Source organism: Pseudoalteromonas sp. (assembly GCF_036960685.1).
In the GTDB taxonomy this organism is placed as follows: Bacteria; Pseudomonadota; Gammaproteobacteria; order Enterobacterales; family Alteromonadaceae; genus Pseudoalteromonas.
On record NZ_JBALXK010000013.1, the window covers coordinates 115,670 to 126,911 of the forward strand.

Annotated in this window: 11 protein-coding genes; 3 read left to right on the forward strand and 8 right to left on the reverse strand. The window is 40.8% G+C overall.

The window, feature by feature from the left end:
* Positions 1-130 precede the first annotated feature (130 nt).
* On the reverse strand, positions 131-685 hold the full coding sequence (gene gmhB, locus V7783_RS12585) for a D-glycero-beta-D-manno-heptose 1,7-bisphosphate 7-phosphatase (RefSeq protein ID WP_335679000.1): 555 nt from the start codon (positions 683-685) through the stop codon (positions 131-133).
* Positions 682-1,740 carry a glycosyltransferase family 9 protein gene (locus V7783_RS12590; RefSeq protein WP_335679001.1) on the reverse strand — a complete coding sequence of 353 codons (1,059 nt, stop codon included), beginning with the start codon at positions 1,738-1,740 and terminating at the stop codon, positions 682-684. Before V7783_RS12590 ends, gmhB begins: the two co-directional genes overlap by 4 nt.
* 127 nt (positions 1,741-1,867) lie before the next feature.
* Between V7783_RS12590 and V7783_RS12595 the strand changes: the two genes are divergently transcribed.
* Entirely contained in the window at positions 1,868-2,590 is a 723-nt protein-coding gene (locus V7783_RS12595; protein WP_335679002.1) for a 3-deoxy-D-manno-octulosonic acid kinase, read from the forward strand.
* On the opposite strand, the gene hldE is transcribed toward V7783_RS12595, so the two are convergent.
* Genes hldE through V7783_RS12610 form a run of 3 tightly spaced genes read right to left on the reverse strand, consistent with a single transcriptional unit; the run spans position 2,587 to position 6,140 of the window.
* Positions 2,587-4,026 (reverse strand): bifunctional D-glycero-beta-D-manno-heptose-7-phosphate kinase/D-glycero-beta-D-manno-heptose 1-phosphate adenylyltransferase HldE, encoded by a 1,440-nt coding sequence (gene hldE / locus V7783_RS12600; RefSeq protein WP_335679003.1) that lies wholly within the window; start codon positions 4,024-4,026, stop codon positions 2,587-2,589. The genes V7783_RS12595 and hldE overlap by 4 nt on opposite strands.
* On the reverse strand, positions 4,026-4,616 hold the full coding sequence (locus V7783_RS12605; protein WP_335679004.1) for an SIS domain-containing protein: 591 nt from the start codon (positions 4,614-4,616) through the stop codon (positions 4,026-4,028). The genes hldE and V7783_RS12605 overlap by 1 nt, the downstream gene beginning before the upstream one ends.
* Positions 4,617-4,649: 33 nt before the next feature.
* Positions 4,650-6,140, reverse strand: a complete 1,491-nt coding sequence (locus tag V7783_RS12610; RefSeq protein ID WP_335679005.1) for a capsule assembly Wzi family protein — start codon at positions 6,138-6,140, stop codon at positions 4,650-4,652.
* 153 nt (positions 6,141-6,293) lie between these two features.
* On the opposite strand from V7783_RS12610, the gene waaA reads away from it, so the two are divergent.
* On the forward strand, positions 6,294-7,577 hold the full coding sequence (gene waaA, locus V7783_RS12615; protein ID WP_335679006.1) for a lipid IV(A) 3-deoxy-D-manno-octulosonic acid transferase: 1,284 nt from the start codon (positions 6,294-6,296) through the stop codon (positions 7,575-7,577).
* Complete coding sequence (locus V7783_RS12620; protein ID WP_335679007.1) at positions 7,570-8,133, forward strand: DUF1415 domain-containing protein; 564 nt, start codon at positions 7,570-7,572, stop codon at positions 8,131-8,133. The genes waaA and V7783_RS12620 overlap by 8 nt, the downstream gene beginning before the upstream one ends.
* 26 nt (positions 8,134-8,159) lie before the next feature.
* Here V7783_RS12620 and V7783_RS12625 read toward each other — a convergent pair whose 3' ends face one another.
* From V7783_RS12625 to V7783_RS12635, 3 genes are read right to left on the reverse strand one after another with little or no spacing between them, the layout of a single operon-like run.
* Positions 8,160-8,495, reverse strand: a complete 336-nt coding sequence (locus V7783_RS12625; protein WP_335679008.1) for a YdbL family protein — start codon at positions 8,493-8,495, stop codon at positions 8,160-8,162.
* 9 nt (positions 8,496-8,504) lie between these two features.
* Positions 8,505-8,687, reverse strand: a complete 183-nt coding sequence (locus V7783_RS12630) for a YnbE family lipoprotein (RefSeq protein ID WP_335679009.1) — start codon at positions 8,685-8,687, stop codon at positions 8,505-8,507.
* Positions 8,680-11,121 (reverse strand): YdbH domain-containing protein, encoded by a 2,442-nt coding sequence (locus V7783_RS12635; protein ID WP_335679010.1) that lies wholly within the window; start codon positions 11,119-11,121, stop codon positions 8,680-8,682. Before V7783_RS12635 ends, V7783_RS12630 begins: the two co-directional genes overlap by 8 nt.
* Positions 11,122-11,242: the final 121 nt, after the last annotated feature.

The window sequence follows — 11,242 nt, forward strand, 5'->3', positions numbered from 1 at the left end:
GGGCGAGCGAACATGAATTAACACGGCTCATCATTGCCGCTATTGTAAAAGTTTAGTCAAACAAATGCACTGTTTGTAGTTCATCGCATAAATAAGAAACTGACAACTTAGGCTGCCAGTTTACATTCATCTATAGCAATATGGCAGGTAAGTCGGCTAACGAATCACACACATAATCAGCAGAGTCTATAGCGACTGCATCAAATTCCTGCCCTGTTCGAACAAGTACGCGAGTGCCGATAGCCGCTTTGCTAGCTGCTTGCATATCGCTAAGTTTATCGCCAACCATAATACTGTGTGCAGCATCGATATGATGCTCAGCGATGCCTTGCAATAACATGCCAGGTGCAGGTTTACGGCAATCACAGTCTTTTAAATATGCTGGTAAGGCTTTTTGCGGGTGATGAGGACAAAAATAAACATCGGTGACAGTTACATCATGAGCTGCAAATTGGCTAATAACCCACTTAGTTAAAGCGTGAAAATCTGCCTCTGAATAATAACCTCGGCCAATACCAGATTGATTCGTCACTATGATCAGCTTAAAGCCTGCATCAACAAATGCCTTGCATGCTGCAAATACCCCTGGTACAAATTCAAACTTGGTCGGCTCATAAACGTAACCATGGTCAATATTTACCACGCCATCACGGTCTAAAAACAGGGCTTTATTAATATTGTTCATAACTGCTCTTTCTTAACCACTAGGTCAAACATCAAAGTTACATCATCAACACTTATTTGTTCCATTAAGTCACCTCCTTTAACCCGCGTGCCCCAAGGTAATTGTTCAGCAGTTTTACCTGTTTGCTTGAGTAAGGTTTGGTGGTAAACCTCAACTACATAATTTTGATATAAATAAGGACCAGTGCGCTTTGGGTTTGAATGAGCATATAAACCAATAACCGGAGTCCCCACAGTTACCGCCATATGTGCAGGGCCAGTATCAGGCGCTAACACTAATGCAGCTCGCTTTAAAACACATAACAGCTCTTTCAGCTTTGTTTTACCTACTAAATTAAGAATGGGAGTAGTGGTAGCTGCGATAATGTCATTGCTAAGCGTCACCTCAAGCTCTGTTGGGCCACCCGTGATCACCACATGAAAACCTTGGCTGTGTGCATGCTCGGCAAGCTTAGCGTAACGCTCAGCAAGCCAATTGCGCTCTTTTTTACTGGCAGCAGGGGAAATCACAAAAATGCGCCCGGCTAATCGCTCTGCGCCAAGTAATTCATCCGCTGCTATTTGGTCCTGCTCACTGACGGGCATAGCCCAATTAGGCTGATAATCTGCAACACCTATCGCTTGTGCAAAACCTTTAAAGCCTTCTAACACATGAGCGTGTTGCTGTGGTGCAATGCGTTTATTAATAAATAAACTATGCAATTCTTTCGAGCGAGCCCAATCAAAGCCAATTTTAACTTTCGCAGGGATACAACGCGCGACTAAATTAGCCCTTAATGCTACTTGCATATGCAGTAACACATCAAACTTACGGCCTTTAAACTGCTGTTTTAACTGTTGATAAGCCACTTTACCTTGCTTTTTATCAAACACCACCAGCTCAACACCGGGTAAATCAGCCAATAACATAGCCTCAACCTTGCCTATCACCCAGGTGATTTTTGCACTAGGGTGCGCTTTTTGAATGGCTTGCACCGCAGAGACGCCATGGCAGACATCACCAATAGCTGAAAGTCTTAAAATACAAATATCTGAATAAGTGATTGAGTCAGTCACAGAAATCCTTAGCATATGCCGGGTAATATCTATGATCTTAAATTAACTACTCGCTATTGCAAGCACTTATACTCGGCTTTAAAACAGGTTAAGATACCAATATCGGCTGTAATTAAGTAAATACATTATGTTTAATCAACAAACCATCAATGAGCACATCATTTTAAGCCATCCTGAGTTCAGCGCTCAAATTAGCTTAAATTGGTTTGATAATGAATATTGGCAGCAACAAGGTAAAATTGTTGGTACGAAAAAAGGCCGCGCTACGGCATGGTTTTTTTGTCATCACGACTTAACTGCCGTACTTAGACATTATTGGCGAGGCGGTTTAGTTGGTAAAGTATTAAGCGATCAATACCTTTACAGAGGCATTGAAAAAACCAGAGTATACAAAGAGTTTGCGTTGATGATGCAACTTATTAAACTCGGTTTAAACGTACCTACGCCGATTGCAGCAAAGATCTGCGTGAGTGGCTTAATTTATCGTGGCGATATTATTACTCAAGCGATTACGGGCGCACAAAGTTTACTAGATGTGTTAAAAGTACGCCCTTTAACTGAGCAAGAATTGCTTAAAATTGCCGAAGTAATTGCTAAATTCCATAGCCATGGCGTGTATCATGCTGATTTGAACATTAATAATGTTTTATTTGATGATACGGGCGAGGTATTTATTATCGACTTTGACCGAGGTGAACTAAAAACCCCACACCTTAGTTGGCAGCAAGCAAATATGGCACGTTTTGCTCGCTCGTTTAATAAAGAGCAAGGCCGAAATCAAGTCATGCACTGGCAACAAAGTGACTGGCAGCAGTTATACGCAGCATACCAGTCTGTTTTAAAGAGCTAAGCTTTAATTTTACTGATCACTTTTGACGTAGAGCAGCCATTTAAAAACTCAAGTACTTCAACTTTTCCACCATGGCGAAGCACATGTTCAGCACCCGCTATTTGCTCTACGGTGTAATCGCCTCCCTTCACTAAAATATCAGGGCTTATAAGCTCAATTAATTTAGCCGGGGTGTCATTGTCTTCTATGGCACCAAAGGGGATTACCCAATCAACAGATGCTAGCGCACTGAGTACCATTGCTCGCTCATCAAGTGGATTAACCGGACGCTCAGGGCCTTTTAAACGGGTGATTGATTCATCGTTATTTAAACCGACGACTAAACGATCCCCTCGTGCTTTAGCTTGTGCTAAATAACGCACATGCCCTGCATGAAGAATATCAAAACAACCATTGGTGAACACGATAGTTTCACCATTTTGTTTTGCAAATTCAATGTGCTTTAGCACATCATCAAATGGAGTTTGATAATGCTCACCGGTTTTTTGTAAATATTGACCTAATTTGCGGCTTAACTCTTCAGGCGATACCGTCGCAGCACCTAGTTTGCTCACTGCAATACCTGCAGCAAGGTTAGCTATTTCTACGGCATCCTTTGGCTGCATTCCTGCACCTAACATCATCGCAAGCGTTGCGATAACCGTATCACCAGCGCCAGTTACATCGCTTACTTCTAATTGCTGTGCTGCAAAGTCGTGTTTTTCATCGGCACTGATCAGCGACATACCTTGCTCTGAGCGTGTTAATAACATTGCAGCAATTCCTGCATTTTTAATTAACTCTCGAGCACTGTCTGTTAAACTTTGTTCTGAATCCGTTTTACCACCAGCAAGCTTAAACTCATTTAAATTAGGGGTGATATAGTCAGCACCACGATATAAATTCAAATCGGATGATTTTGGATCGACTAATACTGTTTTGCCAGCATCTTTTGCTAATGTAATCATTTGTTGGATCAGGGTCAGCGAGCCTTTGTTATAATCAGAAAACAAAACAAAGTCGTATTGCTCCAATACTAACTCTAAACGATTTAACAATAATTGACTGTGTTGCTCTGTAAAAGCCTCTTCCAAATCAAGGCGAACAACTTGTTGATGACGACTAATCACTCGCATTTTTGAAATCGTCGGTAACTCGCAAACACTCACTAATTGTGAGTCAATACGCTCTTCAGCCAGGATATTCTCTAAAATTTGCCCGCTTTCATCCTCACCAATAAGACCAAGTAAGCCAACTTTACCATCTAATCGAGCAATATTTTTTGCTACGTTGGCAGCGCCACCCGCTTTATCTTCAAACTTACTGACTTTGACAATAGGCACTGGTGCTTCAGGAGATATACGCCCAGAATCACCATGCCAATAGCGGTCAAGCATCACATCCCCAACCACTAATATTCTTGCATTTGACAGGTTCTTAAATAACCCTAAATCCATTAATTTTGCCCCGCTACGACCATATCGATGGCTTCACATAACCAATGTCCAATAAACATATGCGCTTCTTGAATTCGTGCTGTTTCATCGTCTTTAATAATAATTGGCAGCTTGGCAATATCTTTTACTTTACCACCATCACGGCCAGTAAACGCAACCGTGTAAGCGCCAATTTCATTTGCCGCCGCAAGTGCTAAATTGATATTAGCACTGGTGCCAGAGGTTGTTAAACCGATCACTAAATCCTCAGGCTTACATAAAGCCAGCACTTGACGCTCAAATACAGTATCAAAGTGATAGTCATTACTGTGTGCTGTTAAGATTGATGTATCGGTTGTCAATGCCATTGACGCCAACGGACCACGTTCTAGTTTGTAACGTACGACAAACTCCGCCGCTAAATGCTGAGCATCTGCTGCGCTGCCACCATTACCAAACCAAATCACTTTACCACCGGCTTGCAAAGTACTATGGCAAACCTCAAGCAATTGCATTACTTGGGGATGATAAGTTTCCATCGTCTCAAACAAAACTTGATGACGGGTTAAGCTTTCAAGGTAGCTGCTCGCTACTGAATCAATATTAGACATGGATAATCCTCTCAAAATTAGTCTGACTAGCTACTACCAAAAAAGTGCCACAGATAACCATGTATAGTTATCACCAAATACATCTTCACCATAGGTCAACGTAGTTTCAATATTATACTCTTGCCATTTACGGTTATTGCTGATTTGCAGCTCAATGGCTTGTTCATAATCGGCCGTTGTTTGACCCCATTCATTTAAATAATTACTTTTATTTTCAATGCTGGTTAATTTTGCACGCCACATCGAACTAAAATTTTCATTATAAACAAGCTCAACGGAATGAACTTGAGTCGGAGGCGCATCCGCATAAACTCTCAAAGGCTCTTCAGCGTGTTCATTTAAATAACGTTGATCTGCTGCAAAGTGACCGGTACTAAAGCCATCTTTGGTATTACCATAAGCTGGGTAAACTTCATTTACATACCATAAACTATGCATATTAGTATATTCATACCTGAATGATAGCGCCTCTGTTAACATAGGTAAGAATATACCAACGTTAGCAACCGTGTTACCGAATTGGTAATTTTTATGATTTTTAGTATCTTCACCACCGTATTCAAAGTAAAACTCAGCTGGCATTCCCCAATCAAAATTAATGCTACTCGTTATAGTGACATACTGATCACCTAATTCATTATCTCGACCACCTTCAACCATTGCTGCATTATCATTTCCAGCTGGATCAAAGAAAGCGTCAACTACATCGCTAAAGCCAACCTCTCGTGGGCCACCACCAAATTGCATCATGCGGTTCAAGCCAATTTTCCAACCTGATACTGGCTCTATGCTGATATGAGTTCCTGCTAAGCGAGGTGTACCGTCATGTAGCTCATCTTGATATAAAATACCTTTTTCCACATGTTCAAGCTCAGAGTAATAAAGCTCAAAATCGAAGTTCCACCAATTGTGCGCCGGTGCCACCATGCCTAATGAAATCGATGGTGAGGTGCGTGCATTAGTTGAAATAATTTGCGCTGATTGTTTAAATGGTGAAAACCAATGCTCTTTATAGCCAATATTCAGCTGTAAATCATCACCAGCAAAACTAACAAAACTATTATAGTTAACTAGTTTATTTTGTTTGGCACGATAATCAGCACCTACTTGCAATAAAGTGTAATCATTAGGGCGCCAAATACCTTCAAAAAATACCTGCCCCCACTCATCAGAGCTAACTCCACGTTGATTGGCAAGCTTTACACTTTTATCACCATCAACTCGTAACTTAACACCTACACGGGTGATATTATCAGTGCCTTGGTAAGGCTTTATTTTCGCACGTATTGCTGAGACTAAACTCGGTTGCGAATTTTGTAATTTAGTTAATGCTGCTTCAACCTCAGTTAAACGATACGGCTTGGCCATTGGCGTGCCGGAAGTAAGCGCAAATAAAGTATCGAGCTGATGATCAAGCTGTGCGTCCATGCCAATCGGTAAGTATGCAGTAGGTGTTGCAAATGAAGAAAATGCGCAACTTATAAAACTGGTTAATACCGCGGCTTTTATCAATTTGAATTTCATAACGACTATATTTTTCATAAAGGTAGAGAAATATTACCAAATTAGCCGCAACTAAACACTCAAAACTAGCTGTTGTAACGATTTTTAACAATTTCGCATTTTGCTTAACGGGTATCCGCGTTATCATAAACCTTTATACTTTGAGGCTAGAAAATGGCACGCTTTTTTTATTCACTCATTCTTTATCTGCTAAGCCCACTCATTACCTTTTATTTATATGTATTAAGAGGCAACAAGAATGCAGGCTATCGTGCCCACTTCGCTGAGCGATTCGGCTTCATTAGCGCAAACAACCCGCTTAGTAACAATCCAACAATCATGATTCACTGCGCTTCGGTCGGAGAAGTACTTGCCGCAACACCTTTAATTAAAGAGTTACAAAAACAGCAGCCCGATTATTCGATTACGCTCACCTGCAACACCCCCACAGGTCGCGAGCAAATTCACAACAACTTTAAAGACTCAGTGCGATGTGTCTATTTACCCCTTGATTTTCCCTGCGCCACGGCGCGTTTTTTAAAGAAACTCCAACCATCATTATTATGTATTTTAGAAACCGAGTTGTGGCCAAACCTGCTGGCACAAAGTAAGCAACTGGATATTCCAGTTCTAGTGCTAAATGCTCGATTATCGGCTAAATCCCAGCGCGGATATCAAAAAGTAGCACCATTAACACGCACACTAATGAATTCTATTTCTGCACTAGCGAGCCATAATCAAGACGACGCCACTCGCTTTATTGAGTTAGGTCTTGATGCAGAAAAAGTACAGGTAACTGGCTCTATTAAGTTTGATATTAAACCAACCACAGAACAATTATTAAAAGTCGATAATTTAAAAACACAATACAACAATCAGCGTTTCATTTGGGTTGCAGGCTCCACTCATCCTATTGAGCATGAATTAATATTAGCAACACATCAGCGCCTTTTAGACGTTGTACCTGATGCACTTCTAGTCATTGCACCACGCCACCCAGAGCAATTTGATAAAGTGGCGATATTACTAAATGATTCATCACTGAGCTTCAGTCGCCGCAGCCACAATAACTACCAAAACGAGCAAGTGCTGCTTGGCGATACCTTAGGGGAGCTGCAATGTTTATATGGTATGGCTAACATCAGTTATATCGGCGGCAGTTTAATTGAGCGAGGTGGCCACAATCCACTCGAATCAGCGGCATTTTCTGTGGGTGTGTTAAGTGGCCCACATACCTATAATTTTAACCATGTTTATCCTGAGCTTATTAAGCTTGGGGGTTGTATCCAAGTAAACGATGTCACCAGCTTAACAGAGCAATTAATAAAGCTTTACCAGCAACCTGTATTTTGCCAACAGTTAGGCTTACAAGCTGCGCAATGTGTTGCAAATAATCAAGGCGCCATAGCCAAAACCATCAATATCATTAACAAATATTTAGAGCCACACAATGACTAAACTCACAAACACCACATTAGCAGAGCAGCAAACCCGCCTTTGGGTATCGAATGTCATTGTTAAATATAACTTTTGCCCTTTCGCTCGTAAAGAAGTTGAGAATAATTGTATTCATTATCAAACAAGCCTTGCTACCAGTATTGATGACGCGGTTATGGAAATGATTGAGCAGTGTATAGAACTTGAAAGACAACCAGCACGTGAAACAACATTACTAATGTTTGAGCAGGGCTTTGCTGATTTTGAGGCGTTTTTAGATTTAGTCGATTTGGCTAATGCATTATTAGTAGCGCAAAGTTTTGAAGGTAAATATCAAATCGCGAATTTTCATCCTGATTATGTGTTTGCTGATAGCGATGATACTGATGCTGCTAACTATACCAACCGCGCACCTTTTCCAACCTTACATTTAATTCGCGAAGCCAGTATGAGTACCGCACTAGATGAATATGACGAGCCTGAATCTATCCCTGAGCACAATATTAATTTAGCCCGCCGTAAAGGTATTGATTTTTGGCAGCAATTACTTGCAGGGTGTAGAAAACCAAGTGCTTAGCCACTCGGTTTTTTTCATAATCAGCCTTACTTTTTAACCCATTCGCCGTTCACTTCAACAAAGTGACCTGCTTGAGTTTTCTCGATGGTCTTTGCCGCCGCTAATGCCTCTACCTGGGAAAGCGATAAGTTATTCTTTTTCGCCAGCTTTAAATATTGTGCTTTACGTTTTGCATTGATCTCATCAACAACCGCTTTTGCTTCTGCGTTTTGCACCACAAGACCTAAATAACCCGAGCTATCCTCGCCAACTAAACCTTGGGTTTTGGCATCATCTAAACTAATAGCCCACGCCGAAAACGACAAACAAACGGCACTCAATAACGTAATTATGTTTAGTTTTTTATTTTTTACTCTGCTCATAATAGTTCCTTAGAATAATTCGCTGTCATCACTAAATAAATTGTCGAGTTCTTTGTCAACTTTTACACGGATCTCATGATCCACTTTCACATTCAAGTTGATTGTAATGGGCTCTTTTGCTGCTACCTCAACACGATGTGTACATGCACTGAGCAACCCCAATGCTGTTAATATCACTAACCATTTAGTCATTATTACTTCCTTTTGTTGAATACTGTTGTTCAACCTTTTGCGTAATTTCATCACTTAAGCGTAATGCTCGTAATAGCGTAAACACATTTTCTTCATGATTGTAGTTAAAGTTAACTTGCTGCGCCTGAGGTTTATTATAACCTTGTAGATTAACACCTAAGGTCATCCAACCATCGGGCTTTAAATTAACACTACTTTTAATACTCTCAATATCTAAATCTTCAAGCAACCCTAAAATAGGGCCTAACTCTTGCTGCTGCGCTTTAACTGCATCAAAAGCAGCATTATTGGTGATAAGTAACTTAGCTGCCCCTTGATTTGTAAGCTGGCCATCTTTTACCTCAACCCCTGACTGATTAAAATACACCGGTAATTTACCCGCGACTCGCCCAGTTAAACTTATTCCTGATTTTTCATCAAGGGTGATCACTTTACTGGCATCAATATTCTTAAATGTTAGTAGTGCTTGCTGAGGTTGCTCTGTTACTCGATATTCATCCAGTGTAAAACTGCCCCCCATCACATCTCCATTTAACGCCGTGACAATAGGTTCATTATCTTGCAGTTGCAAAAGCCCTGTTATATTTTCAACAATAGCACCAGCACGTAGTTCATTGATATCAAATTTAGTCGGCTTAACATTAAGCTGGCCTGAATCATAGCGCCCTGCTAATTGACTATTAAAGCCATTAATCAGGTAATCTGTATATAGGCCATTGATGCCATTTAGCTGCAAAGTCATATCAGCGGCGAGTAAATTAACATCCCCTTTAACCTGCGCTGAGACAGTGCCATCCGTTAATGTTGCAAGTGGAGCAAACTGGTGTAAGAGAGGATTGAATCGCGATACCGATTGTTCAGGAATAATCACTTCAACAGGGTGCTCAGTGCTGCTCATATGATGTGTAACGATTGCTTCAATATCATCAATCATCACTTGGTGCGAGGCCTGCAATGCTCGGCTTTGCATTGCTTGAGAGCGTATCTTGATATTGTTAAGGTCAACTAACTCACTTTGAAGTGCTGCTAAACTAGTTTCACTGGTTATATCAATAAACAGTTCCCCCACCCCTAGGTCGCCAGAAGCATTCAAGTTATTTTTTAATTGCGTTAATTTATAATCACTGACATTAATTGTATCAACTTGGCTTACAAGTGCTGCGGTTGTATAACGGTGCTCATTAATTTTTGCTGTTAGTGTTCCTTGATACTTGTTTACCGTTAGCTCATCAACAGCCAGCTTACCAATAGCTAACTTTGCAGACAGTCGTCCATGCGCCGCAGTCAAAAAGTCTTTTACAGTAAATTCGCCGTTACTGGCTACGTTTTTAGCATCCACGGCTATAAAGTCAGGCAGCTGCACTAACTCTAATTGATACGTGCCTTCAGCGTCATGATTAGCCACGTTAGTGGTTAAGCTAAACTTTTTAATGTCATCATTTTGCAGCTTAAAAGCAAGCCCTGCTTTTAAGCTGTTGGGCAAATCATTAATATTTACATTGAGGTTATTTACTCTTAACTCGCTTGAAGCAGCAACAAGATTAACGGTATCTAGTTGTAGGCTATTATCCTGCCATACTATATGTGCTGGTAATTGCAGTTGCCAATGAAGTGGTATTTGCTTGGCAATAAATTGCTGTTGCTTTGTATCTGCTGTTAATTGTGCAATTTGCTGCAAACAGTGCGCTTGTGCGTCGAGTGAGCTTGTTAATTGCTGCGCATCCAAAGTTAATTGCTGAGAGTTTAAATCATACTGACTGCCCACATTCCCATCGGCCTTAAATGTAATTGCGCAGTTTTCAAGCTCAGCGATGTATTGAGCATCAATCTGTGAATCAAGCGCTAAACTCAAACCATCAAAACTAAAACGATTTTGGCTATCAATATGCAACTGAGTAAAGTGCTTCACTTTACTCACTAACTCATTATCCAGCTTAACTTGCCCGGTTACGCGATCGGTAAATAGCGTCGCACTAGCCGTTAAATCCCCACTGACAACAAATTGATTTAGAGCAGGTTCATCCACACTTATCGTCAATGGCTTTGCTAATTGCGAATGTAAAATCACTAGTCGCTTTACCGTCAAAAGTGGCCTGCTTTCAATCAGTGTTAACGCTAATTTTTTTGCCTTAGATGATTCAGCTGATGCAGCAGGTGTAACTAACCTAAGGTTGGCACGGTTGATAATTACCTGTTTGGTATTAACGGTAATATCTGCAAGTTCTAGTTGTTGACCTTGGTAACCAATACACGCTCGCTCTACATGCAGATCTAGATTGCTCGTTAGCGACCAATCCAAACAATGCAGTTCAACACCAGAATTCTGTAAAGAAGGAGCCACAAAATGCAAAGTGATCGGCATGCGAAAAACATAGCCAAGTGTGAGCACACTCAGCAATAGAATTAACAACCCCCAACCTACGCGTTTAAACATATCATCCTTAAAATAATTTTAACCTTTAACCTTTAACCTTTGACCTTTGACCTTTGACCTTTGACCTTTGACCTTTGACCTTTGACCTTTGACCTTTGACCTTTGACCTTTGACCTTTGAC

Coding starts and splice junctions, on each gene's coding strand:
- gmhB (WP_335679000.1), bottom strand. CDS start 685: ATGAACAATATTAATAAAGCCCTGTTTTTAGACCGTGATGGCGTGGTA.
- V7783_RS12595 (WP_335679002.1), top strand. CDS start 1,868: ATGTTTAATCAACAAACCATCAATGAGCACATCATTTTAAGCCATCCT.
- hldE (WP_335679003.1), bottom strand. CDS start 4,026: ATGGATTTAGGGTTATTTAAGAACCTGTCAAATGCAAGAATATTAGTG.
- V7783_RS12605 (WP_335679004.1), bottom strand. CDS start 4,616: ATGTCTAATATTGATTCAGTAGCGAGCAGCTACCTTGAAAGCTTAACC.
- V7783_RS12610 (WP_335679005.1), bottom strand. CDS start 6,140: ATGAAATTCAAATTGATAAAAGCCGCGGTATTAACCAGTTTTATAAGT.
- waaA (WP_335679006.1), top strand. CDS start 6,294: ATGGCACGCTTTTTTTATTCACTCATTCTTTATCTGCTAAGCCCACTC.
- V7783_RS12620 (WP_335679007.1), top strand. CDS start 7,570: ATGACTAAACTCACAAACACCACATTAGCAGAGCAGCAAACCCGCCTT.
- V7783_RS12625 (WP_335679008.1), bottom strand. CDS start 8,495: ATGAGCAGAGTAAAAAATAAAAAACTAAACATAATTACGTTATTGAGT.
- V7783_RS12630 (WP_335679009.1), bottom strand. CDS start 8,687: ATGACTAAATGGTTAGTGATATTAACAGCATTGGGGTTGCTCAGTGCA.
- V7783_RS12635 (WP_335679010.1), bottom strand. CDS start 11,121: ATGTTTAAACGCGTAGGTTGGGGGTTGTTAATTCTATTGCTGAGTGTG.